Genomic DNA, 26,431 nt, shown 5'->3' on the forward strand with positions numbered 1-26,431 from the left:
CGCCTCATGAATACCCGCGTCCTCACCGGCATCACCACCTCTGGAACTCCCCACCTCGGCAATTACGCGGGCGCGATCCGTCCCGCCGTCCAGGCTAGCACCCAGCCCGGCGTGGACGCATTCTTCTTCATGGCGGACTACCACGCGCTGATCAAGTGCGACGATCCCGTCCGCGTGGCGCGTTCGCGCCTGGAGATCGCCGCCACCTGGCTGGCGGTGGGGCTGGACCACGAGCGCGTGACCTTCTACCGCCAGTCCGACATCCCCGAGATTCCCGAGCTGACCTGGATGCTCAACTGCGTCACGGCCAAGGGCCTGATGAACCGGGCGCACGCCTACAAGGCCGCGGTGGACCAGAACGAGGCCAAGGGCGTGGAGCCGGATGACGGCGTCACGATGGGGCTGTTCTCGTATCCGGTGCTGATGGCCGCGGACATCGTCATGTTCAACGCCAACAAGGTGCCGGTGGGCCGCGACCAGATCCAGCACCTGGAGATGGCGCGCGACATCGCGCAGCGCTTCAACCATCTGTACGGCCGCGAGTACTTCACGCTGCCGGAAGTGGTGATCGAGGAAGAAGTGGCGACGCTGCCGGGCCTGGACGGCCGCAAGATGTCCAAGAGCTACAACAACACCATTCCGCTGTTCGAGGGCGGCGCCAGCGCGCTGCGCGCCTCGGTGATGCGCATCGTGACCGATTCGCGCCAGCCCGGCGAGCCCAAGGACGCCGAGAACTCGCACCTCTACACCATCTACCGCGCCTTCGCCACGCCGCAGCAGTCCGCCGCCTTCCGCAAGCAGCTCGAAGAAGGAATGGGCTGGGGCGACGCCAAGCAGGCGCTCTACGACCATCTGGAGAACCTGCTCGCGCCCATGCGCGAGAAGTACTTCGACCTGATGGCCAACCCCGGCCGCATCGAAGACATCCTGCAGGCCGGCGCCGCCAAGGCGCGCAAGCTGTCCACGCCGTTCATGCAGGAACTGCGCCAGGCCGTGGGCCTGCGCAACCTGCAGGTGGCCAGCGCCGCGCAGGGCGCGCCGGCCAAGAAGGAAAAGGGCAAGGGCGCGCGCTTCGTCAGCTTCCGCGACGAGGACGGCGGCTTCCGCTTCCGCCTGCTGGCCGCCGACGGCGAGGAACTGCTGCTGTCGCAGCGCTTCGCCGATCCGAAGGAAGCCGGCGCCTTGATGCGCCGCCTACAATCGGAGCCGGCCGACGCGGTGCTGCAGGCCGACGGGCAGGGCTATGCCGCCGTGATCGACGGCGTGGCCGTGGCGGCCGCGCCGGCCGGCGCGCAGGCCGAAGCGCTCGAGCGCGCACGCGCGGCGCTGGCTTCGATGGCCCAGGAATAGGCGATGGCCGGCAGGTCCGGCCCATGAATAAAAAATCGGCGCGATTGCGCCGATTTTTTTTGCAGGCCGGGAACGGGACTCAGCGCTTGAGCTTGGCGAAGGCGTCGGCCATGGCGCTGTTCATCATGCCGCCGCCGGCGCCGCCACGACCGCCATCGCCTTGCGGACGGCGGCCGGCGCCGGCGCCCTTGGGCGCATCGCCGCTGCGGCGGGCAGGGGCCGCGGTGTCGTTCAGGCGCATCGTCAGCGCGACCCGCTTGCGCGCCACGTCCACTTCCAGCACCTTAACGCTGACCGTCTGGCCCACGCGCACCACGTCGCGCGGGTCCTTCACGAACTTCTCGGCCAGGGCCGAGATGTGGACCAGGCCGTCCTGATGCACGCCGATGTCGACGAAGGCGCCGAAGTTGGCGACGTTGGTCACCACGCCTTCCAGGATCATGCCCGGATACAGGTCGTTCAGGGTCTCCACGCCTTCCTTGAACTGCGCGGTCTTGAACTCGGGACGCGGGTCGCGGCCGGGCTTTTCCAGTTCGGCGAAGATGTCGCGCACCGTCGGCAGGCCGAAGCGCTCGTCGGTGAAGTCCGAAGGCGACACGCCCTTGAGCGCGTCGCGCTGGCCGATGATCTGTTTGACCTCGGCCTTGATCTTGGCGACGATGCGCTCGACCACCGGATAGGCTTCCGGGTGCACCGACGAGGCGTCCAGCGGGTTCTCGCCGTTGGGGATGCGCAGGAAGCCGGCGGCCTGCTCGAATGCCTTGTCGCCGAAGCGCGGCACCTTGCGCAGCACTTCGCGGGTGGGGAAGGCGCCGTTCTCGTTGCGCCAGGCCACGATGTTCTTGGCCAGCAGCGAGTTCAGCCCGGACACGCGCGCCAGCAGCGCGGCCGACGCGGTGTTCACGTCCACGCCCACGGCGTTCACGCAGTCCTCGACCACGGCGTCCAGCGAGCGCGCCAGCTCGCGCTGGTTGACGTCGTGCTGGTACTGGCCCACGCCGATGGCCTTGGGATCGATCTTGACCAGCTCGGCCAGCGGGTCCTGCAGGCGGCGCGCGATCGACACGGCGCCGCGCAGCGTCACGTCGAGGTCGGGGAATTCCTGCGCCGCGGTTTCCGAGGCGGAATAGACCGACGCGCCGGCCTCGGAGACCACCACGCGGGTGACCTTGAGGTCGGGGAAGCGTTCCATCATGTCGCCGACCAGCTTTTCGCTCTCGCGCGAGGCGGTGCCGTTGCCGATGGCGATCAGGTCGACGTTGTGGCGCGCGACCAGCGCGGCCAGCGTGTTGATGGTGCCGTCGCGGTCGCGGCGCGGCTCGAACGGGTAGACGGTGGTGGTGTCCACGACCTTGCCGGTGACGTCGATGACCGCGACCTTGCAGCCGGTGCGGATGCCGGGGTCCAGGCCCAGCACGGCCTTGGGGCCGGCCGGCGCGGCCAGCAGCAGGTCCTTGAGGTTGGCGGCGAACACGCGGATGGCCTCGGCTTCGGCGCTTTCGCGCAGGCGGCCGATCAGCTCGCTTTCGAACGCCGTCAGCAGCTTGACGCGCCAGGTCCAGCGGCAGACTTCGCCCAGCCAGCGCGCGCGCGGCGAGGCGTCCAGCGCGAACAGGCCGTTGCCCAGCTTGAGAAAGCCGGCGATGCGGGCCACGCAGGGATGCGGCAGCTGCGCTTCGAGTTCGGCTTCCAGGCCCAGGCGCAGTTCCAGCACGCCTTGCTGGCGGCCGCGCAGCAGCGCCAGGATGCGGTGCGAGGGCAGGGTGCGCAGCGGTTCGCTGAAGTCGAACCAGTCGCGGAAATTGGCGCCCTCGGCTTCCTTGCCTTCGACCATCTTGGAATAGAGCAGGCCGGTGGACCACAGGTGTTCGCGCAGGTCGGCCAGCAGGTCTGCGTTTTCCGCGTAGCGCTCGGCCAGGATGTCGCGCGCGCCGTCGAGCGCGGCCTTGGCGTCGTTGATCGAGGCCTCGGGGTTCAGGTATTGGGCGGCCAGCGCGGCGGGATCGCAGGCCGGATCGGCCAGGATGGCGTCGGCCAGCGGTTCCAGGCCGGCTTCGCGCGCGATCTGGGCGCGGGTGCGGCGCTTGGGCTTGTACGGCGCGTACAGGTCTTCCAGGCGCTGCTTGGTGTCGGCGGCGCTGATTTCCTGCTGCAGTTCGGGCGTGAGCTTGCCCTGCTGCGAAATCGATTCGAGGATCGCGCCGCGGCGCTCTTCGAGTTCGCGCAGATATCCCAGGCGGACTTCCAGGTTGCGCAGCACGGTATCGTCCAGGCCGCCGGTGGCTTCCTTGCGGTAGCGGGCGATGAAGGGCACGGTGGCGCCGTCGTCCAGCAATTCCACCGCCGCGGCGATCTGGGAGGCGCGCGCGCCGAGTTCGGTGGCGAGTTGCGCGACGATGCGGGCGTTGTCGACGCCGGCGGCGACGTTCGTGATAGTGGAAGTTTCAGACATCTCTATACGACGACAAAAAGGGAAAACAAGGGGCGGATTGTGCCATAAGCCGCTGTTACAAAACGTGCCAGAGCGGACCGATATGTCCCTCTTGCGGCGCGCCGAAGTCCGGAAGCGGATGCGGCAGCGGGTATCATTTGGTCCTTTCCCACATAAAGTTGTCTGGCGCCCGAACCGCAACCGGCACCGGCGAGACTGTTCTGATGCTGGACCTGGATATTTCCGAATTCTTCGACGAGGACGGCCCTCTGGCCACGGCCTTGCCCGGCTACAAGCCGCGCCCCGCGCAAGTGGAGCTGTCCCAGGCCATCGGCCAGGCCATCCAGGACCGCGCCACGCTGGTGGCCGAGGCCGGCACCGGCATCGGCAAGACCTGGGCCTACCTTGTACCCGCCTTCATCCAGGGCGGCAAGGTGCTGATCTCCACCGGCACCCGCACCCTGCAGGACCAGCTTTTCTCGCGCGACCTGCCGCGCGTGCGCGCCGCGCTGGCCGCGCCGGTGACGGCCGCGCTGCTCAAGGGCCGCGGCAACTACGTCTGCCATTACCACCTCGACCGCCTGCAGGGCGACGAGCGCGCGCTCAAGTCGCGCAGCGAAATCCAGCAGCTGCGCCAGATCCAGGTGTTCGCCGGCATCTCCAAGACCGGCGATCGCAGCGACCTGGCGCAGGTGCCCGAAGACGCCGACATCTGGCAGCGCGTCACCTCCACGCGCGAGAACTGCCTGGGCCAGGAATGCCCGCGCATCCGCGACTGCTTCGTGGTCAAGGCCCGCCGGCAGGCGCAGGAAGCCGACGTCGTGGTCGTCAACCACGCGCTGTTCATGGCCGACCTGGTGCTGCGCGAAGAGGGCGTGACCGACCTGCTGCCCGAAGCCGACACCGTCATCTTCGACGAAGCGCATCAGTTGCCCGACACCGCCACGCGTTTTCTGGGCAGCAGCGTGTCCACCCACCAGCTGATGGACTTCGGCCGCGCCATGGAGGCCGCGGGCCTGGCCTACGCGCGCGAAGCGGCCAAATGGAGCGACGTCAGCCGCCACCTGGAGACGGCCGCGCGCGAGCTGCGCCTGGTCTGCGCGCCGCTGGACCGCATGCCCGGGCGCAAGGCCACCTTCGAGGCCATTCCCAATGCCGACGAGTTCGACGCCGCGCTGCACGTGCTGCGCGAGGCCGTCGACGGCGCGGCGCAGGCCCTGGCCGCGGTGTCCGAAAAACATCCCGACCTGATGGCCGCGGCCCGCAGCGGCGCCGAGATTTCCGCGCGCCTCAAGCGCTGGGCCACGCCCGGCCGCACGGGCGCGGAGCCGGCCGACGAAGGCTGGGGCCGCGACGACCAGGCGCCCGAACCGGTGGCGCAATCCGTGGCCGGAGACGGCCTGCCCACGCCGGCCGCCATCCTGGCCGGGGCCGCGGCCGCCGCGCAGCAATGGACCGGCCCGGCCGTGCGCTGGGTCGAGCACGGGCAGCACCACGTGCGCCTGCATTCCGCGCCCTTGTCGGTGGCGCAGGCCTTCTCCAAGTACCGCAAGCCCGGCCAGGCCTGGATCATGACGTCGGCCACCTTGTCGGTGAACGGCGAGTTCACGCACTTCACCAGCCAGCTGGGCCTGGACCAGGCGCGCACCGGCAAATGGGAATCGCCGTTCAACTATCCCGAGCAGGCCTTGCTGTTCGTGCCCCGCGGCATGCCCGAGCCGCAGTCCCCGCAGTTCCTGGACCGTTTCGTGCAGACGCTGATGCCGCTTCTGGAGGCCAGCCCGGGCGGCACGCTGGTGCTGTGCACGACGCTGCGCGCGGTGGACAAGGTCGCGAACCTGCTGGCCGATGAATTCGACGACGCCGGCCACGACTGGCCCCTGCTCAAGCAGGGCGACGGCACGCGCCGCGACCTGCTGGACCGCTTCTGCCGGCTCCAGCATCCGGTGCTGGTGGGCAGCGCCAGCTTCTGGGAAGGCATCGACCTGCCCGGCGATGTGCTGACCCTGGTGGCGATCGACAAGCTGCCGTTCGCCCCGCCCGACGATCCGGTGATCGAGGCGCGGCTGCGCGCCTGCCGCGCGCAGGGCGGCAATCCGTTCTCGGAATACCAGTTGCCCGAGGCCGCGATCTCGCTCAAGCAGGGCGCGGGCCGGCTGATCCGTACCGAATCGGATTGGGGGGTGTTGATGGTGGGCGACGGCCGTCTGGTCGAAAAACCCTACGGCAAGCGTCTGTGGCGCGGGTTGCCGCCGTTTGCGCGGACCCGGGAATTGGAAGAGGTGCTGGCGTTTTATCGGCGCAAGGCCGAGGGCGGGTAGCGCGCGGCCCATCGGCCGCGCGCAGAAATCAGATCAATCGAACGGATTCCACCAGCTCCGGTCCGCCTTCAGGCCCTTGGTGCGGAACTCGCTGTTGGGGAAGTTCTTTTCGTAGACGCGCTGCGAGTCGTTCTTCAGTTCGGTCATGCCGAGCTTGTCGTAGGACTCGACCATCAGGTAGAGCGCTTCCTCGGTGGCCGGCACGCCTTCGAAGTCGGTGATGACGGTCTGTGCGCGGTTGGCCGCGGCCACGTAGGCGCCGCGCTCGTAGTAGTAGCGCGCGACGTGCACTTCGTTCATGGCGATGGTGTTGACCAGCCAGGCCACGCGCTTTTCCGCGTCCACCGTGTACTTGCTGTCCGGATAGCGCTTGATCAGTTCGTTGAAGGCGTCATAGGACGCGCGCAGGCCCTTGGGGTCGCGCTCGGACGGGTCCTGGCCGGTGATGTTGCTCATGAAGGCGCTGGCCGGCGTGAAGTTGATCAGGCCTTTCAGGTACAGCGCGTAGTCGGTGCCCGGATGGTTGGGATAGAGCTGCTGGAAGCGGTCGATGGCGGCCAGGGCCTGTTCGTTTTCGCCGTCCTTCCAGTTGACGTAGGCCAGCTCCAGCAGGGCCTGCTGGGCATAGACGCCGAAGGGGTAGCGGCTTTCGATGGCGGTCAGGCGTTCGCGGGCTTCTTTCCAGCCGCCCGAGGACATTTCGGCCTTGGCGTCGGCGTAGAGCTGCTCGGCGCTCCAGTTTGCGGTCTTGTCGTACTTGCTGTTGGACGAGCCGCAACCGGCGATCGCGATGACGGCAACCAGCGCGATGACCACGCGCAAGATCGGCCCGCTGCGGGAGGCGGGGTTCGAGGGAGCTGCGGAGTGGTGAATCACGAGAATCCTATCCTTGGTGTTAGCATGGCAGGCTGATTATATGATTTGTCTCCATGTCTGATACAGCCGCCGGCGCCGATCTCGTTTCCGACGATGACTTCCTGGGTATTCCGGACGGAAATCCGGAGCAGAATCCCAGGGGAGAACCGCAACTTGTAACCGTGCCTGACGGCACGCGGGCCGACCGGCTCGACAAGGTGCTGGCGGGGCTGATGCCCGATCATTCCCGCAGCCGGCTGCAGGGCTGGATCGAAGCCGGCAACGTCCACGTCAACGGCGCGCCCGGCAAGGTCCGGCAGACGGTCGGCCCGGGCGACGAGATCGCCGTGTGGCCGCAGCCCGCGCCCGAGGCGCTGGCCTTCTCGCCCGAACCGGTGGAATTCGGCGTGGTCGCCGAAAGCCCGGACTGGATCGTGGTGAACAAGCCCGCGGGGCTGGTCACGCATCCCGGCGCGGGCAACTGGAGCGGCACCCTGCTCAACGGCCTGCTGCACCGCTATCCCGAACTGGCCCAGGTGGCGCGCGCCGGCATCGTGCACCGGCTGGACAAGGACACCTCCGGCCTGATGGTCGTGGCCCGCAACGAAACCGCGCAAACCCATCTGGTGCGCCAGCTGCAGGCGCGCAGCATGGGCCGCGAATACGTGGCGCTGGCGCATGGCTGGCTGGCCGCGGCCGGCAAGGTCGATCGCCCGATCGGGCGCGATGCGCGCGTGCCGGTGCGCATGAGCGTGGAGCGGCCGGTGGCGCCCAAGCCCGCCGTGACCCATTATGCGCCGGCGCGCCGCGGGCAGGTCGAGCCCGGCGGGCGCGTCACCGAAGTGGTGTGCCGCCTGGAAACCGGCCGCACCCACCAGATACGGGTGCACCTGGCCAGCCTGGGGCACCCGCTGCTGGCCGATACCATTTACGGCGGCAAGCTCATCGCGGGCGCGCAGCGGCAGATGCTGCATGCGCGCGCGCTGCATTTCGAAGATCCGGGCGGCCGCGGCGAAGTCGAATTCACCGCCGCGGCACCCGCCGACATGACCCAGGTACAGGAAAGCATCGCATGGAACGCGTAGTGGCAGGCCTGCCGGTGGTGACCGGCCCGCAGTGGGCGGGCGTGAACTATTTCTGCACGACGCGCGCCGGCGGCGCCGGCGTCGCGCCGCACGACACGCTGAACCTGGGCCGGCGCGCCGGCGACGATCCCGACACCGTCGCGGAGAACCGGCGCCGGGTGCGCGCGGCCGTGCCGGACGAGCCGCTGTGGCTGCGCCAGGTCCACGGCAGCGAGGTGGTGGATGCGGATCGCGCCGACCTGCCCGAGGAGCCGGCGGTCGACGCCAGCGTCACCGCGCGTCCCGGCCGGGTGCTGGCCGTCATGGTGGCCGACTGCCTGCCCGTGGTGATCGCCGACGCGCAGGGCACGGTGCTGGGCGCGGCGCATGCCGGCTGGCGCGGCCTGTCGGGCGGCGTGCTCGAAAACACGCTGGCGGCCATGCGCGCCAAGGCGCCGCAGGCCGCCGGCTGGCGCGCCTGGGTGGGGCCGGGCATCGGCCCGCAGGCGTTCGAAGTGGGCCAGGACGTGCTGGACGCCTTCGTCGCGCAGGCGGAGGACGCGCGGCGCTACTTCACGCCGCGGCCCGAGCGGCCGGGAAAATGGCTGGCTGACCTCGCCGGTCTGGCCGATTTCCGCCTGCGCCGCGCCGGTGTAGAAGAAGTGCACTTGAGCGGCCTGTGCACCGTGGCTCGAGCGGACCGGTTCTTTTCCTACCGGCGCGATGGAGAAACCGGCAGAATGGCCTTGTTGGCCTGGCTCCAGCGGAATTCTTGATCTTTCGCAAGAAGACCGTTTGGGTTTGCGGTCTGCGCGGCAGCTCTCCTTGTATACCCGCATTGACAGGCCCTGACCCGGAATGCAACATCAATCGCGTAGTTTCGATAACAAGGTGTCGAAGTGAATGCCAATCTCTCCGCCGCAGGGCCCATTCCGGTGAGCGTGGCACCGGAAGCACTGGCCGACATACAGGCCGAATTCTCTCGCGAATGGCAACGCCTTTGCGATGATGCACGCCGCGGCGCGCTCGCCCCGCCGCCGGACCGCCGTTTCGCGGGCCAGGCCTGGGCCGCCAATCACTCGCACCTGCTGCTGGCGCACACCTATCTGTTGTCGGCTCGCGCCATGTCGCGCATGGTCGACGCCGCGCAGGTCAGCGAACCCTTGCGCGAGCGGCTGCGCTTTTCCATTATGCAGTGGGTCGACGCGCTGTCGCCGTCGAACTTCCTGGCGCTGAATCCGGACGCGCAGCAATCCATCGTCGAAAGCGCCGGCCGCGCGCTGAACGAAGGCCTGGCCAATCTGCTGGGCGACGTCAAGAAAGGCCGCATCACGCAGACCGACGAGACCAAGTTCGAGATCGGCCGCAACGTGGCGGTGACGCCCGGCGAGGTCGTGTACGAGAATCCGCTCTTCCAGCTGATCCAGTACGCGCCGTCCACCGCCACCGTGCACGAGCGCCCGCTGGTCATCGTGCCGCCCAACATCAACAAGTTCTATATCCTCGACCTGCAGCCCGAGAACTCCTTCGTGCGGCATGCCGTGGACCAGGGTTTCACCGTCTTCCTGATCTCGTGGCGCAATCCGGTCGCCAGCGACACCGACGGCGTGGACCGCGCCACCTGGTCCGACTACCTGGACAACGCGGTGCTGCAGGCGCTGCGGGTGGCCAGCGACATCACCGGCCAGCCGCAGGTCAACGCACTGGGTTTCTGCGTGGGCGGCACGATGCTGGCCTCGGCGCTGGCGCTGGCCGAAGCGCGCGGCGAGCATCCGGTGGCCTCGCTGACGCTGCTGACGTCGCTGCTGGACTTCCACAACACGGGCGTGCTGAACGTGTTCGTCGACGAGGCCCACGCGCTTTTGCGCGACCATCAGCTGGGCAAGGGCGGGCTGATGCCGGGGCGCGAGCTGGCCACCACCTTTTCGTTCCTGCGGCCCAACGAACTGGTCTGGAACTACGTGGTCGGCAACTATCTGAAGGGCCAGACGCCGCCGGCCTTCGACCTGCTGTTCTGGAACGGCGACAGCACCAATCTGCCCGGTCCCTTCTTCTCCTGGTACTTCCGCAACACCTACCTCGAAAACAATCTGAAGGTGCCCGGCGGCGCGCAGGCCGCGGGCCTGCCGCTGGACCTGACGCGCCTGCAGATGCCGGCATACATCTTCGGCTCGCGCGAGGACCACATCGTGCCCTGGGTCTCGGCCTATGCGTCCACCCAGGTGCTGCGCGGTCCGCAGCGTTTCGTGCTGGGGGCTTCCGGGCATATCGCCGGCGTGGTCAATCCGCCGGCCAAGAAACGCCGCAGCTACTGGGTGGCGGACGAACTCGAACAATCGGGCCATTACCTGCCCGGCGATCCCAACGCCTGGCTGGCGCAGGCGGTGGAGCAGCCCGGCAGCTGGTGGCCGGACTGGACCCATTGGCTGGCCGGCCATTCCGGCAAGCAGGTCAAGGCGCGAACCAAGTTGGGCAACGCTAGGCACCGGCCGATCGAACCGGCGCCTGGCAGGTATGTGAAGGTCCGGGCAGCCTGAAACCGCGAATTGCGGTAGGCCCGGGGCAGTAAATCAATCAACGAGGCGTCCGTCGCACACAGGAGGAAATCCAATGAGCGGAAAACTGGCTTACGTTACAGGCGGGATGGGCGGGATCGGCACCTCAATTTGCCAGCGCCTGGCCAAAGATGGCTTTCGCGTGGTGGCAGGCTGCGGCCCCAGCCGCAATTACCAGCAGTGGCTGGACGAACAGGCCGCGCAGGGCTATACGTTCTACGCGTCCGTGGGCAATGTGTCCGACTGGGACTCCACGGTGGAGGCCTTCGAGCGGGTCAAGCGCGACCTCGGTCCGGTCGACGTGCTGGTCAACAACGCCGGCATCACGCGCGACGGCTTGTTCCGCAAGATGAGCGCCGACGACTGGCGCGCCGTCATCGACACCAACCTCAACAGTCTTTTCAACGTGACCAAGCAGGTGATCGACGACATGGTGGAACGCCAGTGGGGCCGTATCGTCAACATCAGCTCGGTCAACGGCCAGAAGGGGCAGTTCGGCCAGACCAACTATTCCACGGCCAAGGCCGGCATCCACGGCTTCACCATGGCGCTGGCGCAGGAAGTGGCCAGCAAGGGCGTCACGGTGAACACCGTGTCGCCCGGCTACATCGGCACCGACATGGTTCGCGCCATCCGTCCCGACGTGCTGGAAAAGATCGTCGCCACCATTCCGGTGCGCCGCCTCGGCACCCCGGAGGAAATCGCGTCGATCACGTCGTGGCTGGCCTCGGATGAGTCGGGCTTCTCGACCGGAGCGGACTTCTCGCTCAACGGCGGCCTGCACATGGGCTGACGCACACGGGCCGCCGGCAGGCGGCCCCTGGCGCCGGACGGTCTCGGGGAGTGGGCCGTCCGGCATTACACTAACCTTATTCTAAGTCTTAGAGATCGCCCGATCCGGGGACAACCATGACGCAAGCACAAACCGGCGCCAGCCTGCGCCTGATTAAAAAGTACCCCAACCGTCGCCTGTACGACACCCGGACCAGCACCTACATCACGCTCGCCGATGTCAAGCAACTGGTCCTGGCCAACGAGGAGTTCCAGGTCGTCGACGCCAAGAGCAGCGAAGACCTGACCCGCTCCATCCTGCTGCAGATCATTCTCGAAGAGGAAAGCGGCGGCATGCCCATGTTCTCCTCGAACATGCTGTCGCAGATCATCCGTTTCTACGGCCACGCCATGCAGGGCATCATGGGTTCGTACCTGGAGAAGAACATCCAGGCCTTCATGGAAATCCAGCAGCGCATGGCCGAGCAGTCCAAGGGCCTGTACGGCAGCCAGTTCGGACCCGAGGCCTGGGCCCAGTTCATGAACGTGCAGACGCCCATGCTGCAGAACATGATGAACAACTACATCGACCAGAGCAAAAACCTGTTCGTGCAAATGCAGGACCAGATGCAGGACCAGACGCGCGCAATGTTCTCGACCTTCCCGTTCACGCCGGGCGGCACGCAAGGCCCGGGCCGCAAGTAGCCGCGCCGTCGCGCCACACCTTGAATGTGCACGCCCCTGCGGGGGCGTTTTGTTTTGCCGGCCGCCGCGCCGGGCCGCGAAGCGCGCTTGACCAAACGCAACGATCTCGGAATTTTCCCAGGCGCAGGTTCAGGGATATGTCAGTTGTTTTGGTTACATTAATGAAAACGGTTCTTGTTTATGTTTTTGAGCCGCCACTTCATTCGTGTCTCGAGGATTATGCACATGTTCAAGAAAGCCTTGGCCCTGGCCATCGTCGCGCTGAGTGCTTCCGCCGCGCATGCGGCCGAATACCCCATCGGCAAGCCGGTGGAGAAGGGCGGCATGGAAATCGGCGCCGTGTACCTGCAGCCGATCGAAATGGACCCGCCCGGAATGATGCGTCCGGCGAAGGATTCGGACGTCCACCTCGAGGCCGACATCCACGCCACCGCTGGCAACAAGACCGGTTTTCCCGAGGGCGAGTGGGTGCCTTACCTGGTCGTGAAGTACGAGATCCAGAAGGTCGGCAGCGACAAGATCCAGAAGGGCACCTTCATGCCCATGGTCGCCAACGACGGTCCGCACTATGGCGAAAACATCAAGCTGGAAGGTCCGGGCAAGTACAAGCTGAAGTACTCGATCCTGCCGCCGACGGCAGACAAGATGAGCCACTTCGGCCGCCACATCGACAAGGAAACCGGCGTGGGTCCGTGGTTCGAGCCGTTCGACCTGGAATATGAATTCGTCTTTGCCGGCACCGGCAAGAAGGGCGGCTACTGATCGTGAAACGCCTGCTCCGCGTCGCCGCCGCATTGCTGATCGGCCTGGCCGGCCTGGCCGGCACGGCGCCCGCGCGGGCGGCCGACCTGCCCACCTTCACCCTGAAGTTCAAGCCCGACGGCACGTTCGAGCCCGCCACGCTGGAAGTGCCGGCGGGCCGTTTCAAGATCGAACTCATCAACGAAAGCAACGAGCCGGTGGAATTCGAAAGCATTCCGCTGCGCAAGGAAAAAGTCCTGGGCCCGGGGGTGAAATCCTTCGTGGTGATCACCATTTCGCGCCCGGGCGAATATCCGTTCTTTGACGACTTTCACCAGAGCGTGAAAGGCACCCTGGTCGTCAAACCCAAGGAATAACGCGGTACCTATACATGGAACAGGTTCTATTCATCGTCTGGCGTGAAAGCGTCGAAGCCATGCTGGTGGTGGGCATTCTGTACACCTGGCTGCGCTCCACGCCGGAAGGCAAGCGCGGGCTGAACTACCTGTGGGGCGGCGTGGCCGGCGGCCTGGCCCTGGCCGTGGCGCTGGCGCTGGTGCTGCTGGGCGTGTCGTCCTGGCTCAGCGACGAAGGCCAGGAATGGTTCCAGGCCATCATGTCGCTGGCCGCCTGCGCGCTGGTGGTGCAGATGGTGGTGTGGATGAAGAAGCACGGCCGCACGCTCAAGGGCGAACTCGAAGGCGGCGCGCGAGCGTCCATCGCCAACGACAACTGGTGGGGCCTGTTCGTGCTGGTGGCCATCGCCGTGGCCCGCGAAGGCAGCGAAACCGTGGTGTTCCTGTACGGCACCGTGTCGGCCGGCAGCGACGGCAGCAGCATGCTGATGCTGGCGCTGGCCGGGGTCGCCGGCTTCGCGATGGCGCTGCTGACCTTCTGGCTGCTGCAGCTGGGCGGCAAGCTCATCACCTGGCGCCGCTTTTTCCGCGTGACCGAAATCCTGCTGCTGCTGCTGGCCGGCTCGCTGCTGGTCGGCGGCCTGGACCACCTGATTTCCCTGGACGTGCTGCCCACGCTGGTCGATCCGGTCTGGGACAGCTCCTGGCTGCTGGACGACAGCACCGGCCTGGGCAAGGTGCTGGCCGACTTCGCCGGCTACCGCGCCTATCCCGCCCTGATCTCGGTGCTGTTGTGGGCGGCGTACTGGCTCGCCGTCTGGGCGCTGCTGCGCTGGGCCGATGCAAAGCCCGGCCGGGCGGCGTCGGCGGCCCGCAGCGCGTCCTGACCCGGAGCCGCACCGGACCGAACACTCGAAGGCTAGACCATGGCTGCTGCACTCGGGAGGGCGACCTCCCGTATCGCCGATTTCCTCCGCGACCATGCCCCGCTGCTGCGCAAGCTGCAGTGGGGCATCGTCGCGATATACGCATTCCTGCTGATTGTGCCCGTGCTGCTGCCGCTGCCGGACAACGCGTCATCGGTGTTCAACAACCTGACCATCGTCGCGCAGTTCGCGTTCTGGGGCGTGTGGTGGCCGTTCGTGCTCATCTCCATGCCGATCCTCGGCCGCGCCTGGTGCGGCTGGCTGTGCCCCGAGGGCATGCTGACCGAATGGGCCAGCGAACGCGGCAAGGGGCTGGCGATTCCCAAATGGATACGCTGGGGCGGCTGGCCGTTCGTGGCGTTCGCGCTGACCACCATCTACGGCCAGCTCGTCAGCGTGTACCAGTATCCGCTGGCGGTGCTGGCGGTGCTGGGCGGTTCCACGGCGGCCGCCATGGTGGTCGGCTGGCGCTATGGCCGCAGCAAGCGGGTCTGGTGCAAATACCTGTGCCCGGTCAACGGCGTGTTCAACCTGCTGGCCAAGCTGGCGCCGTGGCACTTCAAGGTCGATGAAGAAAAATGGCGTCATCCCGTCATCCGCATCGAACCCATCAACTGCGCGCCGCTGGTGCCGCTGCGCCACATGAAGGGCGCGGGCGATTGCCATGTCTGTGGACGCTGCAGCGGCTACCGCGGCGCGATCCAGCTGACCCCGCGTTCGCCCGAAGAGGAAATCGTCCGCGTCGCCTCGGGCGATCCCTGGCAGACGGCGCTGCTGTGCTTCGGCATGATGGGCATCGCCATGGGCGCCTTCCTCTGGACCGCCAGCCCCTGGTACGTGACCGCCAAGCAATGGGCGGCCACCTGGCTGGTCGAGCACGACATCATGTGGCCGCTGCTGGACAACGCGCCCTGGTTCATCCTGACCCATTACCCCGAAGTCAACGACAGCTTTTCGTGGCTGGACGGCGCGGGCATCTTGCTGTTCGTCTTCGGCGCCGCGATCAGCGTCGGCGGCGCGGCCTTCCTGTCGCTGTGGATCGCCGACCGCCTGGCCCCGGCCGCGCCCGAGCCGGGCGAAACCGCGGGGCGCTGGGGCCGTCCGGGCCTGCACAAGCTGGCCCAGGCCCTGATCCCGTCGGCCGGCATCGGCGTGTTCCTGGGCCTGTCGGCCACCACCATCAACCTGCTCAAGCACGAAGGCGTGGAGGCCGCGTGGGCCGCGCCGGTGCGCTTCACGCTGTTGAGCCTGGCGGTGCTGTGGACGCTGCGCCTGTATGCGCGCCTGCTCAAGCCGCGCGCGGCCAGCGCCTGGCGCAAGGGCCTGGCCTGGCTGACGCTGGCGGCCGGGCTGGCGCCGTTCTGCATCGCCTGGGTGCTGTTCTTCGCGATCTGGTAGCCGGCCCCGGGGGGCTGCGATAAAGTGGAGGGCCGCTTCCACGACATCGCCTGCTCCCATGGCTTCATACGCTTTCCGCCTGCTCAACGTTTTTGCCGCCACCACGTTCGGCGGCAACCAGTTGTGCGTCTTCGAAGACGCGCGCGGCATGGACGACGCCACCATGCTCAATCTGGCGGCGCAATTCAACCTGTCCGAAACCACGTTCATCCTGCCGTCGCAGCGCGCCGACGCGCGCGTGCGCATCTTCACGCCGGGCTACGAAATGAAATTCGCCGGCCATCCCACCATCGGCACTTCGCAAGTGGTGCGCGACCTGTTCAAGACCGGCGATGCGCTGACACTGGAATTCACGGCCGGCGTCGTGCCGGTGACCGCGCAAGGCGACGCCTGGACCTTCACCGCGCCCTGTCCCGACGGCGTGCGCACCGCGCCGCCGACGCTGGGCCGGGCAGAGATCGCCGGCCTGGCCGGGCTGGACGAGTCGGACCTGCTGGACGACCCGATCTGGGTGGACACCGGCGCGGACCAGCTGCTGGCGCCGCTGGCCAGCGTGGACGCGGTGCGCCGCGCCGCGCCCGACGTTTCGCGGCTCGAGCGCTGGCAGGCCAACAGCCTGGATCGCAAGATCCTGTACGTGTTCGCCTTCGACGGAGACCGCAGGCAGGACGGCCGGCAGGTCGTGGTGGCCCGCTACTTCTACGCCAAGCCCGGCGGCGGCGTGAACGAGGACGCCGGCACCGGCTCGGCCTGCGCCAACCTGGGCGGCTGGCTGCGCCATCGCGGCCATGCCTTGCCCGCCAGCATCCTGGTGGAGCAGGGCGACCAGATGGGCCGCCCATGCCGGCTGCTGCTGGACGTCCAGGCCGACGGCCGCATCCAGGTGGGCGGGCGCGCGCTGGAGATCGGGCGGGGTGTCGTGGATATCTGATCGCGCGGTTGTCTTCCAGCGCCGGTTGCACTACCGTGGAACCAGACCATGTAGGGAGACCGCCCGATGAAACCGTCTGAAGCCCTGGACTCGAACCGCATCGTGATCCGGCGTGTGGTCGAATCCCATCGAGCCCGCAATGCCAGGGTTTTCGGTTCCGTGCTGTACGGCCTGGATACCGAAGGCAGTGATTTGGACATACTCGTCGACCCGACAGCGGAAACGACGCTGATGGACGTGGCCGCCATTCAAGTGGAATTGCAACGTCTGCTCGGCGTGTCGGTCGACGTGCTGACTCCCAAGGCTTTGCCCGATGCGTTTCGCAACCGGATTCTCTCCGAAGCCGTGCCGGTATGACGCAAGCGCAGCGCATCCCCGACTACCTCGCGCATATTCTGGAGGCGATCGATCGCATCCATCGTTATACGTCCGACATGGATGAAGCCTCGTTCCTGGCCAATGAGCTGGTGCAGGACGCTGTCATTCGCAATATTGAGATCATCGGCGAAGCGTCGAACAAGATCCAGCGCACGGCGCCGGCATTTGCAGCGCGGCATGACGGCGTTCCTTGGCTCGTCATGTACACGATGCGAAATCGTGTCTCGCACGCTTATCACAATGTGGATTTGGAAATCGTCTGGAAGACGATTCAGAGCGACTTACCCGCCTTGCGCAAGCAGATCCATGGCGTGCAGGCCGATATCGCTCGCAACCCAGGCATGGAGTCGTGACGAAGCATTCACTGATCCGGGGCCCAAAGGCTTTGGGGCCGCGCATGGAACCGCAATAAAAAACGGCGCCCGCATATCGATGCAGGCGCCGTTTGCCGCTCCGGGCGCAGCCCGAAGCCATCTTGCCTTAACGCTTGTTCTTGGCAGGGTCGACCTTGACGTTGTTCATCACCTGCTTGACGCCTTCGACTCCGCGCGTGACGGTGGCGGCGTGATCGGCTTCGGCGGCGGTGCCGACGGTGCCGGTCAGGGTGACGACGCCGTTATTCGTTTCCACGGCGATGTCGAGCGCGCTCAGCTGCTTGTCGGCCACGAAGGCTGCCTTGACCTTGGTGGTCACGGTGGCGTCGGACGCATATTCACCCACGGACTGTTTCGGCTTGCCGTCGTCGGCGGCAAAGGCGATGGAAGTGAAGGCGGCGCCCGTGCCCAGTGCGGCGGCGGCGATCAGCTTGCGTAGTTCCATAGTCGTGCTCCTTGTTGATATGGTTGGGCGCGTTCGAGGCGCAACAGTGGTCGGAATGCCTTGGGTACGGGTTCTATTTCTTGCGGAATGCGCCGCCCAGGATGGACAGCAGCGCCAGTACCAGGAAGACGAAGAACAGGATCTTGGCGATGCCCGCGGCGCCGGCGGCGATGCCGCCGAAACCCAGGACAGCCGCGATGATGGCGATGACGAAGAAAACGACGGCGTAGTGCAACATGTCAGCTTCTCCTGGTGGGGTGAGGGATCAGGGATTGCGGTCGAAGAAGTCGCGGACTTCCTTCTCGGCTTCTTCCCGGGTCTTGCCGTAGCGTTCCTGGATCAGGCCCGCCAGGCGTTCGGCGTTGCCTTCGGTGCGGGTCAGCTCGTCATCGGTGAGTTCGCCCCAGGCCGCTTTCGCCTTGCCCGTCAGTTGTTTCCATTTGCCCGCGATGATGTCGTTATTCATGGTGACCTCTCCGTTTGCATGCGGCGGCGGGGTTTGCGGCCTACAAACCTTGCCCCCGCGGTTGAGTGGGACACTGATCAGTCGGCCTGCCTGGCGGATGCCGCCGGCGCAGGCCATGTGTTCAACGTACGGGGGGCCGGCAAGCGCTGTCAAACGCGGCTGTGGGCAAATGTAACAGCGCCGCGAGGGCGGCTTCGCGGAATTTCCGGCGGCAGGGGTTGCAGGCGCACTAGGGGCGTACGTTACATTCTGGCAACGTCTTGTCCGCTTTTGTGGGGAGGCTGGTAACGGGATCTACGGGCGGAGCCGGGCGCCGCGGCAGGGTATAGTCGTGGCGGAATCCGCGCGGGCGGAATGAAAGAGGAGCAGGGATGACGCAACGACTTTGCAGTGCGATCTTGTTGGCGCTGGCCGCGATGGCGGCGACGGGATGCGCGCAGGTGACGGACCGCTACCAGGCCAATGCGCCGGCGGCGGCCGCCGCCGGCTGAGCCGGGCCGCAAGCGGCCATGCATGAAAAAGGGGCGCCCGCGGGCGCCCCGTTGCATTGCGCCGACGCGCCGCTTCAGGCTTGCGCGATGCGGCCGGCGATATGCGCCAGCGCCTCTTCCACCTGGTCCACCAGGATCAGGCACAGGTCGCCCGGCGTCAGGCGCGCGAGCGCGGTGTCGATGGCCAGGAACTCGCCGTAGATCTCATCGACGCGCTTGCTGCGCGTGGCGTTGGCCAGGCCCTGCTGCAGCAGCGCCAGCACCTCGCCGTCGGCGCGGCCGCGCTGGCACTGGTCCTGATAGAGCACCACCTCGTCGAAGGCCTCGCCCAGGATCTCGGTCTGCATGCGGATGTCTTCGTCGCGCCGGTCGCCGGCGCCGCTGATGACGACCGAGCGGCGCTTGGCCGGCATGGCGTCCACCGCGCGCACCAGCGCCAGGATGGCGTCGGGGTTGTGGCCGTAGTCCGCGATCACCGTGGCGCCGCGGTAGTCGAACACGTTGAAGCGTCCGGGCGCGGTCTGGGCGTCGTTGACGAAGCTGGCCAGGCCGCGGCGGATCACGTCCTCGCTCAGGCCCAGCGCCCAGGCCGCGGCGACCGAGGCCATGGCGTTCTCGACCTGGAAGCTGATCGTGCCGTTGCGCGTGAGCGGAATCGCCGCCAGCGGATAGCGCGTCTCCGCCGCGCCCTGCGCGGCCACGATCGCGTCGCCGTCGCGGTACACGGCGCGCAGGCCCTGCGCGCGGTGCGTGGCCATCACCGGATGGTTGCGGTCCTCGGCGAAGTAGGTGATGGAGCCCGGGCAGCTCGCGGCCATTTCGGCCACGATGGGGTCGGCCGCGTTCAGCACGGCGGTGCCGTCGGGATGCACGTGCTGCACGATCACGCGCTTGACCACGGCCAGGTCCTCGACGGTGCTGATGTAGCCCAGGCCCAGGTGGTCGCCCATGCCGATGTTGGTGACCACGGCGACGTTGCAGCGGTCGAAGGCCAGGCCTTCGCGCAGGATGCCGCCGCGCGCGGTCTCGAACACGGCCGCGTCCACGTCGGGATGCATCAGCACGCTGCGGGCGCTGCGCGGGCCGCTGCAGTCGCCGGTGTCGATGCGCAGATTGTCCACGTAGACGCCGTCGGAGTTGGTCATGCCGACCCGGTTGCCGGCCACGCCCAGGATGTGCGCGGTCAGGCGCACCGTGGTGGTCTTGCCATTGGTGCCGGCCACCGCCACCACCGGGATGCGGCCGTCGTCGCCGTCGGCGTACATGTTCGCGATGATGGCCTCGCCCACCGCGCGGCCCTTGCCGAACGAGGGGTTCAGGTGCATGCGCAGGCCGGGCGCGGCGTTGACTTCGACCACGCCGCCGTGCTGGTCCTCGAGCGGATACAGCACGCTTTCGGCCACCACGTCCACGCCGCAGATGTCCAGCCCGATCATGCGGGCCGCGGACACCGCGCGCGCCGCCATCTCGGGATGCACTTCGTCGGTCACGTCCGTGGCCGTGCCGCCGGTGCTCAGGTTGGCGTTGTTGCGCAGCAGGATCAGGGTGCCGGCCGGCGGCACGGAATCGGCCTCGAAGCCCTGCTTCTTCAGCGTGGCCAGGGCGATGTCGTCGAAGCGGATCTTGGTCAGCGAGGTCGCGTGGCCGTCGCCGCGCAGCGGGTCGGCGTTGACCTGGTCGACCAGCTGGCGAATGGTGTGCTGGCCGTCGCCGGTGACCTGCGGCGGGTCGCGGCGCGAGGCCGCCACCAGCGAGCCGCCCACCACCAGCAGGCGGAAGTCATGGCCCGGGATGTAGCGTTCGACGATGACCTCGGCGCTGATCTCCTCGGCCGCCTCGAACGCCTGGATCACGCGCTCGCGGGTCTCGATATTGACCGCCACGCCGCGTCCCTGGCTGCCGTCGCGCGGCTTGACCACGACCGGGCCGCCCAGCTCCTGCGCCGCGGCCCAGGCGTCTTCGGCGGTGGTGACCGAGCGTCCCATCGGCACCGGCACGCCGGCGGCGTCCAGCAGCATCTTGGTCAGGTCCTTGTCCTGCGCGATGGATTCGGAGATGGCGCTGGTCCTGTCGGTTTCCGCGGCCTGGATGCGGCGCTGCTTGCTGCCCCAGCCGAACTGCACCATGCTGCCCTGCGTCAGGCGGCGGTAGGGAATATTGCGCGCGACCGCGGCGTTGACGATGGAGCCGGTGCTGGGGCCCAGGCGCACGTCTTCGTCCAGCTCGCGCAGGCGCTTGAGGGCGTCGGCCAGGTCGAACGGCGCGTCGTCCAGCGCGGCGCGCACCAGCGTCTGCGCCAGCTCCATGGCCAGCCGGCCGACTTCCTCCTCGCTGTATTCCACCACCACCTGGAACACGCCGGGCTCGATGGTGGAGGCGACGCGGCCGAACGTGACCGGGCAGCCGGCGTGGGCCTGCAGCGTCAGCGCGACGATCTGCAGCACGTGGGCGATGGACACCGCGCCCTGGTGGCCTTCGGGGCGCAGCACCCCGGTCTGCGGCAGCCGCGCGCGCAGGCGCGCTTCGAACTCGGGCAGGTTGTCGATGGAGCACTCGGCGTCGGCGCAGGAGACGATGGCCTCGATCGCCGTGTTCTTGCTCCACAGATTGGGACCGCGCAAGGCTCGGATACGGGAAACTTCCATGGCAGGTATTCCTGTCTAGCTCGCGCGCGCCCGCGCGATGCGCAGGGCGCGCGCGGATATTGTCAGTATTGCTGAATCCAGCGGCGGACCAGGTCGATGGTGGGGCCGGAGAACGCCTCGTCCGATTGCAGCAGGATGAAGTCGCCCGCGACGATGCCCTTGAGCAGGCTGTCGATCGCCTTGCCGTGGTCGGGCTCGTCCAGCACTTCCTGCACCCGCGAACCCTGCGCCAGGCCCTGGCGCAGCAGCGCGCGCGCCTGGCCCGGCGGGCGCTTGCTCCGCACCGTGAGGTCGTCGTAGAGCACCACGCGGTCGAAGGCGTCGCCCAGCAGCCTGCCTTGTTCGACCAGGTCCTGGTCGCGCCGGTCGGCGCCGGCCGAATAGGCGGCGGCGCGGCGCGCCGACGGGAACTGGTCGATGGCGGCGATCAGCGGGCGCAGGGCCGAGGCGTTGTGCACGTCGTCGACCACCACGGTGCTGCCGTTGCGTTCGAACAGCGTGAACTGCCAGGGCGCGTCGGCCTGGTCGATGTCGAAGGTCTCGATGCCGGCGCGGATCAGTTCGACCGGAATGTCCAGCGCCCAGGCCGCGCCGACCGCGGCCAGCACGTTCTCGACCTGGAAGGCCACGCGCCCGCCGTGGGTCAGCGGAATGGCGGCCACGGCGGCCAGCTTTTCCTCGCGCGCGCCTTGCGCCAGCACGATGGCGCCGTCGCGCACGAACACGGCGCGGCCATCCTGGGCCAGGTGCGCGGCGATGGCGGGCAGGGCGGGGTCGATGCCGAAGAAGATCACCGCGCCGTCGCACAGCTCGGCCATCTCCACCACTTGCGGATCGCGCGCGTTGAGCACCGCCGCGCCGCCGGGCAGCACCACGTCGACCTGGGTGCGGAACACATTGAACATGCGCTCCGTGTCGTTGATGTCGAAGTCGCCCAGGTGGTCGGCGTCGTCGATATTGGTGACCACGCCGACCTGGCAGCGGTCGTAGGAAAGGCCCTGGCCCAGGATCACGCCGCTGTCGTTCTCGATGACGGCGGCGTCCAGGTTGCGGTTCATCAGCAGGCGCGTGCCGGAATCGAAATCGGCGCGGTCGCCTTTCTGCACCAGGCGGCGGTCGAGGTACAGGCCTTCGCTGCAGGCCAGGCCGGTGCGCTTGCCCGACAGGTGCAGCAGTCGCGCCACCAGGCGCGCCACCACGGTCTTGCCGTTGGTGCCGGTCACGCCCACGATGGGGATGCGGCCGCTGTCGCCCTCGGGGAACAGGTGGTCGACGATGGCGCGGCCCACCGGGCGCGGCGCGCCGTCGGCCGGCTTCAGGTGCATCAGCAGGCCGGGGCCGGCATTGACCTCGACGATGGCGCCGCGCTGCTCGTCCAGCGGGCGCGAGATGTCTTCGGCCACCAGGTCCACGCCGGCGATGTCCAGGCCGACGATGCGCGCGGCCAGGGTCACGGTGGCGGCGACGCTGGGATGCACGCGGTCGGTCACGTCGAAGGCGACGTTGCCGCTGCGCTGCACCAGCACGCGCTGGCCTTCGGCCGGCACGCCGTCCTCGGACAGGCCCTGGCGCGCGATCTCCAGGCGCGCCGCCGAATCCAGGCGCACCGGATTCAGCGGGTGGTTTTCGGTGCGGCCGCGGCGCGGGTCGGTATTGATCTGGCTGTCGATCAGCTCGGCGATGGTGGACTTGCCGTCGCCCGTCACCCAGGCCGGCTCGCCGGCGGCGGCGGCCACCATGCGGTCGCCGACCACCAGCAGGCGGTGCTCGTTGCCCAGCACGAAGCGTTCGACGATCACGCCGCTGCCTTCGTCCACCGCCACGCGGTAGGCCGATTCCACTTCCTCGCGCGTGACCAGGTTGGTGAATACGCCGCGGCCGTGGTTGCCGTCATAGGGTTTCACGACCACCGGCAGGCCGATGTCCTCGGCCGCCGCCCAGGCGTCTTCCGCGCTGTCGACCAGGCGGCCTTCGGGCACCGGCACGCCGCAGGTGGACAGCAGCTCCTTGGTCAGGTCCTTGTCGCGCGAGATGCCTTCGGCGATGGCGCCGGTGCGGTCGGTCTCGGCCGTCCAGATGCGGCGCTGCGCCGAGCCGTAGCCGAACTGCACCAGGTTGCCCTCGAACAGGCGGATGTACGGGATGTCGCGGTCGTCGGCGGCGTCCACGATACAGGCGGTGCTGGGACCCAGGCAGTGCTGGTCGATCAGGCCGCGCAGCTTGGAGACGGCGGCGGGCACGTCGTAGGGGCGGTCTTCGATGGCGGCCATGACCAGGTCGCGCGCCTCTTGCAGCGCGGCGCGGGTGACCTGTTCCTGCCAGGCGCGCACGACCACCTTGTAGACGCCGCGGGTGGAGGTTTCGCGGGCCTTGCCGAAGCCGCCGCGCAGCCCCGCGAGGTTCTGCAGCTCCAGCGTGACGTGCTCCAGGATGTGGCCCGGCCAGGTGCCTTCGCGCACGCGGGACAGGAACCCGCCCCGCACGCCCGGGCTGCAGCGGTGCTCGATCAGCGTGGGCAGCCATGCGGTCAGGCGTTCGTAGAAGCCGGGAATCGTGTTGGAGGGATAGTCCTCCAGCTCTCCGATATCCACCCATGCTTCCAGAACCGGGCGATACGTCCAAATGTTCGGGCCGCGCAAAGCCACGACATCGAGAAATTCAATGTCTTTCTTTTTCATGTTTTAATTTGCTGAAGAAGCAGGTTGGCACGCGCGGACGCCCCTATGCTAGACCGCGAATTTATTGGGGTTGCGCCTTTAGAATAATGCCAACGAGTCGGGGGATCCCAGATATTCCTAATTAGAAAAATCGGCTGATACTATACGACGCCTTCAGGGCGTTAACTCGTTGTGTTGTAAGGAAGGGACACGTTTCCCGCCCCTCCCGGTGGCGAACCGGTGGCCTCGTAGGGCAGAGTCCTGGCCCGGTATGCGCTTCAATGAAAAAAACACACCTGTTTTCCGGCTTGGCCGCTGCCGTTCCTGCCCGCTGGCAGGATGAAATCCGCGCCGAACTGGCCGATGGCGAGAGCCTGCTCGCCTGGGTCGAGACCGATCTGGACGCCCGTCTGCAATTCCGGCCCGGCCTGGTCGCCGCCACCGACCGACGCCTGCTGGCCCGTCGCGCCGACGACGCCGGCTGGGAATCCTGGGCCTATGGCCCCGGGCTGAAGCTGGGCCTGAGCGACCACGCCGGCGCCGCGCTGCTGGAGCTGCACGACGACGCCGCCCGCCTGGGCGCGTGGCGCTTCACCCTGGCCCGCAACCCGGCCGCGCTGCGCCTGCTGGCGCAGTTCGAGGCCCAGCAGGCCATCCGCCTGTCCGGCCGCCCCGCCGAGGAGCCGGCCGAACGCACCTGTACGATCTGCAACAACGCCATTCCCGCGGGGGCGCAGGAGTGCCCCACGTGCAAGCAGGAACAGGCGGCGCCGTCCTCCACCTGGGCGCTGCTGCGCCTGTGGCGTTTCGCGCGGCCCTACCGCGGCCCGCTGCTGGCCGGTTTCCTGCTGACGCTGATGGGCACGGCGGCCACCCTGGTGCCGCCGTACCTGACCATGCCGCTGATGGACGACGTGCTGATCCCGTTCCAGAACGGCGCGCCCATCGACTACGGCAAGGTCCGCCTGTACCTGGGCGGCCTGCTGGCGTCGGCCTTCCTGGCCTGGGGGCTGGGCTGGGCCCGTACCTACATCCTGGCCTGGGTCAGCGAGCGCATCGGCGCCGACCTGCGCACCACCACCTACGAACACCTGCAGCAGCTTTCGCTGGAATACTTCGGCGGCAAGCGCACCGGCGACCTGATCTCGCGCATCGGCAGCGAGACCGACCGGATCTGCGTGTTCCTGTCGCTGCACCTGCTGGACTTCGCCACCGACATTCTGATGATCGTCATGACGGCGGTGATCCTGGTGTCGATCAATCCCTGGCTGGCGCTGGTCACGCTGGTGCCGCTGCCCTTCATCATCTGGATGATCCACGCGGTGCGCGACCGGCTGCGCCACGGCTTCGAGAAGGTCGACCGCATCTGGTCGGAAATCACCAACGTGCTGGCCGACACCATACCCGGCATCCGCGTGGTCAAGGCCTTCGCCCAGGAAAAGCGCGAGGTCGCGCGTTTCCGCGAGGCCAACAACCGCAACCTGGAAGTCAACGACCGGGTCAACACCACCTGGTCGCTGTTCTCGCCCACGGTCACGCTGCTGACGGAAGTCGGCCTGCTGGTGGTGTGGATCTTCGGCATCTGGCAGGTGTCGCAAAAGCAGATCACCGTCGGCGTGCTGGCCGCGTTCCTCGCGTACATCGGCCGCTTCTACACGCGCCTGGATTCGATGAGCCGCATCGTGTCGGTCACGCAGAAGGCAGCCGCCGGCGCCAAGCGCATCTTCGACATCCTGGACCACGTCTCCAGCGTTCCGGAGCCGCAGAATCCGGCCCGGCTGCCGCACATCGACGGCCGCATCGAACTGCGCGACGTGGGCTTTCGCTACGGCAACCGCCAGGTCATCCGCGGCCTGAACCTGAACATCGAGCCGGGCGAGATGATAGGCCTGGTCGGCCACAGCGGTTCGGGCAAGAGCACGCTGATCAACCTGATCTGCCGCTTCTACGACGTGTCGGAAGGCGCGGTGCTGGTCGACGGCGCCGACATCCGTTCGGTGCGCGTGGCCGACTACCGGCGCAACATCGGCCTGGTGCTGCAGGAGCCTTTCCTGTTCTTCGGCACCATCGCCGAGAACATCGCCTACGGCAAGCCCGAGGCCACGCGCGACGAGATCGTGGCCGCGGCGCGCGCCGCGCACGCGCACGAGTTCATCCTGCGGCTGCCGCACGGCTACGACTCGCTGGTGGGCGAGCGCGGCCAGGCGCTGTCGGGCGGCGAGCGCCAGCGCATCTCGATCGCGCGCGCGCTGCTGATCGACCCGCGCATCCTGATCCTGGACGAGGCCACCTCGTCGGTCGACACCACCACCGAAAAGGAAATCCAGAAGGCGCTCGACAACCTGGTGCGCGGACGCACCACGATCGCCATCGCCCACCGCCTGAGCACGCTGCGCAAGGCCGACCGGCTGGTGGTGCTGGACCGCGGCCAGATCGTGGAGCAGGGGCCGCACGAGGAACTCATGGCGCGCGAGGGCGCCTACTACCGGCTCTATCAGGCGCAGGCGCGCCAGGCCGAGGCCGACGCCCAGGCGTCGGGCAGTGAAGACATGGCCGCCGTGGCCTGACGCC

Annotated in this window: 22 protein-coding genes; 15 read left to right on the forward strand and 7 right to left on the reverse strand. The window is 67.7% G+C overall.

Annotated elements, in window-relative coordinates; genetic code table 11:
- The first annotated feature begins 6 nt into the window (after window positions 1–6).
- The gene (locus A6B37_RS19160) at window positions 7–1,350 is read left to right on the forward strand and encodes a tryptophan--tRNA ligase (protein WP_111826635.1); all 1,344 of its coding nucleotides are present in this window, start codon (window positions 7–9) and stop codon (window positions 1,348–1,350) included.
- Between the two features lie 79 nt (window positions 1,351–1,429).
- Here A6B37_RS19160 and tex read toward each other — a convergent pair whose 3' ends face one another.
- Window positions 1,430–3,802, reverse strand: a complete 2,373-nt coding sequence (gene tex, locus A6B37_RS19165) for an RNA-binding transcriptional accessory protein Tex (RefSeq protein WP_111826636.1) — start codon at window positions 3,800–3,802, stop codon at window positions 1,430–1,432.
- A gap of 203 nt (window positions 3,803–4,005) precedes the next feature.
- Between tex and A6B37_RS19170 the strand changes: the two genes are divergently transcribed.
- Window positions 4,006–6,102 (forward strand): ATP-dependent DNA helicase, encoded by a 2,097-nt coding sequence (locus tag A6B37_RS19170; protein WP_102774509.1) that lies wholly within the window; start codon window positions 4,006–4,008, stop codon window positions 6,100–6,102.
- A gap of 33 nt (window positions 6,103–6,135) precedes the next feature.
- On the opposite strand, the gene A6B37_RS19175 is transcribed toward A6B37_RS19170, so the two are convergent.
- Window positions 6,136–6,924 carry an outer membrane protein assembly factor BamD gene (locus tag A6B37_RS19175; protein ID WP_102774510.1) on the reverse strand — a complete coding sequence of 263 codons (789 nt, stop codon included), beginning with the start codon at window positions 6,922–6,924 and terminating at the stop codon, window positions 6,136–6,138.
- Between the two features lie 107 nt (window positions 6,925–7,031).
- Between A6B37_RS19175 and A6B37_RS19180 the strand changes: the two genes are divergently transcribed.
- The 12 genes from A6B37_RS19180 to A6B37_RS19235 all read left to right on the forward strand — a co-directional run bounded on the left by A6B37_RS19180 (window position 7,032) and on the right by A6B37_RS19235 (window position 17,135).
- Window positions 7,032–8,042 (forward strand): RluA family pseudouridine synthase, encoded by a 1,011-nt coding sequence (locus A6B37_RS19180; RefSeq protein ID WP_102774511.1) that lies wholly within the window; start codon window positions 7,032–7,034, stop codon window positions 8,040–8,042.
- A complete protein-coding gene (gene pgeF / locus A6B37_RS19185) occupies window positions 8,030–8,797 on the forward strand; it encodes a peptidoglycan editing factor PgeF (protein ID WP_111826637.1) in 768 nt (255 codons plus the stop codon). Before A6B37_RS19180 ends, pgeF begins: the two co-directional genes overlap by 13 nt.
- Before the next feature lie 123 nt (window positions 8,798–8,920).
- On the forward strand, window positions 8,921–10,558 hold the full coding sequence (gene phaC / locus A6B37_RS19190) for a class I poly(R)-hydroxyalkanoic acid synthase (RefSeq protein WP_111826638.1): 1,638 nt from the start codon (window positions 8,921–8,923) through the stop codon (window positions 10,556–10,558).
- Between the two features lie 73 nt (window positions 10,559–10,631).
- Window positions 10,632–11,369, forward strand: coding sequence for an acetoacetyl-CoA reductase (gene phbB, locus A6B37_RS19195; protein WP_102774514.1), 738 nt, complete (start codon window positions 10,632–10,634; stop codon window positions 11,367–11,369).
- 116 nt (window positions 11,370–11,485) lie between these two features.
- Entirely contained in the window at window positions 11,486–12,052 is a 567-nt protein-coding gene (gene phaR / locus A6B37_RS19200; RefSeq protein ID WP_042792481.1) for a polyhydroxyalkanoate synthesis repressor PhaR, read from the forward strand.
- 225 nt (window positions 12,053–12,277) lie between these two features.
- Window positions 12,278–12,814, forward strand: coding sequence for an iron transporter (locus tag A6B37_RS19205; protein WP_102774515.1), 537 nt, complete (start codon window positions 12,278–12,280; stop codon window positions 12,812–12,814).
- Window positions 12,815–12,816: 2 nt separating this feature from the next.
- A complete protein-coding gene (locus tag A6B37_RS19210) occupies window positions 12,817–13,170 on the forward strand; it encodes a cupredoxin domain-containing protein (RefSeq protein WP_181391014.1) in 354 nt (117 codons plus the stop codon).
- Window positions 13,171–13,184: 14 nt separating this feature from the next.
- A complete protein-coding gene (locus A6B37_RS19215) occupies window positions 13,185–14,036 on the forward strand; it encodes an FTR1 family protein (RefSeq protein ID WP_102774516.1) in 852 nt (283 codons plus the stop codon).
- A gap of 39 nt (window positions 14,037–14,075) precedes the next feature.
- Complete coding sequence (locus A6B37_RS19220; protein WP_102774517.1) at window positions 14,076–15,473, forward strand: 4Fe-4S binding protein; 1,398 nt, start codon at window positions 14,076–14,078, stop codon at window positions 15,471–15,473.
- A 58-nt stretch (window positions 15,474–15,531) separates the two neighbouring features.
- A complete protein-coding gene (locus A6B37_RS19225; RefSeq protein ID WP_102774518.1) occupies window positions 15,532–16,404 on the forward strand; it encodes a PhzF family phenazine biosynthesis protein in 873 nt (290 codons plus the stop codon).
- A 66-nt stretch (window positions 16,405–16,470) separates the two neighbouring features.
- Window positions 16,471–16,761, forward strand: a complete 291-nt coding sequence (locus A6B37_RS19230; RefSeq protein WP_102774519.1) for a nucleotidyltransferase domain-containing protein — start codon at window positions 16,471–16,473, stop codon at window positions 16,759–16,761.
- Window positions 16,758–17,135 (forward strand): DUF86 domain-containing protein, encoded by a 378-nt coding sequence (locus A6B37_RS19235; protein ID WP_111826639.1) that lies wholly within the window; start codon window positions 16,758–16,760, stop codon window positions 17,133–17,135. The genes A6B37_RS19230 and A6B37_RS19235 overlap by 4 nt, the downstream gene beginning before the upstream one ends.
- Before the next feature lie 127 nt (window positions 17,136–17,262).
- Here the strand turns inward: A6B37_RS19235 and A6B37_RS19240 are convergent, their stop codons facing one another.
- From A6B37_RS19240 to cphA (A6B37_RS19260), 5 genes are all read right to left on the reverse strand, one after another.
- Entirely contained in the window at window positions 17,263–17,601 is a 339-nt protein-coding gene (locus A6B37_RS19240; RefSeq protein ID WP_102774521.1) for a BON domain-containing protein, read from the reverse strand.
- Between the two features lie 73 nt (window positions 17,602–17,674).
- Complete coding sequence (locus A6B37_RS19245) at window positions 17,675–17,839, reverse strand: DUF1328 domain-containing protein (RefSeq protein ID WP_006389411.1); 165 nt, start codon at window positions 17,837–17,839, stop codon at window positions 17,675–17,677.
- Window positions 17,840–17,866: 27 nt separating this feature from the next.
- Window positions 17,867–18,067 (reverse strand): CsbD family protein, encoded by a 201-nt coding sequence (locus A6B37_RS19250; RefSeq protein ID WP_042792487.1) that lies wholly within the window; start codon window positions 18,065–18,067, stop codon window positions 17,867–17,869.
- Window positions 18,068–18,632: 565 nt separating this feature from the next.
- Entirely contained in the window at window positions 18,633–21,203 is a 2,571-nt protein-coding gene (gene cphA / locus A6B37_RS19255; RefSeq protein WP_102774522.1) for a cyanophycin synthetase, read from the reverse strand.
- Window positions 21,204–21,265: 62 nt separating this feature from the next.
- Window positions 21,266–23,881, reverse strand: a complete 2,616-nt coding sequence (gene cphA / locus A6B37_RS19260) for a cyanophycin synthetase (RefSeq protein ID WP_111826640.1) — start codon at window positions 23,879–23,881, stop codon at window positions 21,266–21,268.
- A gap of 260 nt (window positions 23,882–24,141) precedes the next feature.
- Between cphA (A6B37_RS19260) and A6B37_RS19265 the strand changes: the two genes are divergently transcribed.
- Window positions 24,142–26,427 carry an ABC transporter ATP-binding protein gene (locus A6B37_RS19265; RefSeq protein ID WP_111826641.1) on the forward strand — a complete coding sequence of 762 codons (2,286 nt, stop codon included), beginning with the start codon at window positions 24,142–24,144 and terminating at the stop codon, window positions 26,425–26,427.
- Window positions 26,428–26,431 lie beyond the last annotated feature (4 nt).

Source organism: Achromobacter sp. HZ01 (genome assembly GCF_003267925.1).
In the GTDB taxonomy this organism is placed as follows: Bacteria; Pseudomonadota; Gammaproteobacteria; order Burkholderiales; family Burkholderiaceae_B; genus Achromobacter; species Achromobacter pulmonis_A.

Bases quoted from the DNA above. Each gene is read 5' to 3' on its own strand.
- A6B37_RS19230 (WP_102774519.1), top strand. From the start codon at position 16,471: ATGAAACCGTCTGAAGCCCTGGACTCGAACCGCATCGTGATCCGGCGT.
- A6B37_RS19220 (WP_102774517.1), top strand. From the start codon at position 14,076: ATGGCTGCTGCACTCGGGAGGGCGACCTCCCGTATCGCCGATTTCCTC.
- phaR (WP_042792481.1), top strand. From the start codon at position 11,486: ATGACGCAAGCACAAACCGGCGCCAGCCTGCGCCTGATTAAAAAGTAC.
- tex (WP_111826636.1), bottom strand. From the start codon at position 3,802: ATGTCTGAAACTTCCACTATCACGAACGTCGCCGCCGGCGTCGACAAC.
- A6B37_RS19205 (WP_102774515.1), top strand. From the start codon at position 12,278: ATGTTCAAGAAAGCCTTGGCCCTGGCCATCGTCGCGCTGAGTGCTTCC.
- cphA (WP_111826640.1), bottom strand. From the start codon at position 23,881: ATGAAAAAGAAAGACATTGAATTTCTCGATGTCGTGGCTTTGCGCGGC.
- phbB (WP_102774514.1), top strand. From the start codon at position 10,632: ATGAGCGGAAAACTGGCTTACGTTACAGGCGGGATGGGCGGGATCGGC.
- A6B37_RS19215 (WP_102774516.1), top strand. From the start codon at position 13,185: ATGGAACAGGTTCTATTCATCGTCTGGCGTGAAAGCGTCGAAGCCATG.
- A6B37_RS19180 (WP_102774511.1), top strand. From the start codon at position 7,032: ATGTCTGATACAGCCGCCGGCGCCGATCTCGTTTCCGACGATGACTTC.
- A6B37_RS19250 (WP_042792487.1), bottom strand. From the start codon at position 18,067: ATGAATAACGACATCATCGCGGGCAAATGGAAACAACTGACGGGCAAG.
- cphA (WP_102774522.1), bottom strand. From the start codon at position 21,203: ATGGAAGTTTCCCGTATCCGAGCCTTGCGCGGTCCCAATCTGTGGAGC.
- A6B37_RS19170 (WP_102774509.1), top strand. From the start codon at position 4,006: ATGCTGGACCTGGATATTTCCGAATTCTTCGACGAGGACGGCCCTCTG.
- A6B37_RS19160 (WP_111826635.1), top strand. From the start codon at position 7: ATGAATACCCGCGTCCTCACCGGCATCACCACCTCTGGAACTCCCCAC.
- A6B37_RS19265 (WP_111826641.1), top strand. From the start codon at position 24,142: ATGAAAAAAACACACCTGTTTTCCGGCTTGGCCGCTGCCGTTCCTGCC.
- A6B37_RS19245 (WP_006389411.1), bottom strand. From the start codon at position 17,839: ATGTTGCACTACGCCGTCGTTTTCTTCGTCATCGCCATCATCGCGGCT.
- A6B37_RS19225 (WP_102774518.1), top strand. From the start codon at position 15,532: ATGGCTTCATACGCTTTCCGCCTGCTCAACGTTTTTGCCGCCACCACG.
- A6B37_RS19240 (WP_102774521.1), bottom strand. From the start codon at position 17,601: ATGGAACTACGCAAGCTGATCGCCGCCGCCGCACTGGGCACGGGCGCC.
- pgeF (WP_111826637.1), top strand. From the start codon at position 8,030: ATGGAACGCGTAGTGGCAGGCCTGCCGGTGGTGACCGGCCCGCAGTGG.
- A6B37_RS19235 (WP_111826639.1), top strand. From the start codon at position 16,758: ATGACGCAAGCGCAGCGCATCCCCGACTACCTCGCGCATATTCTGGAG.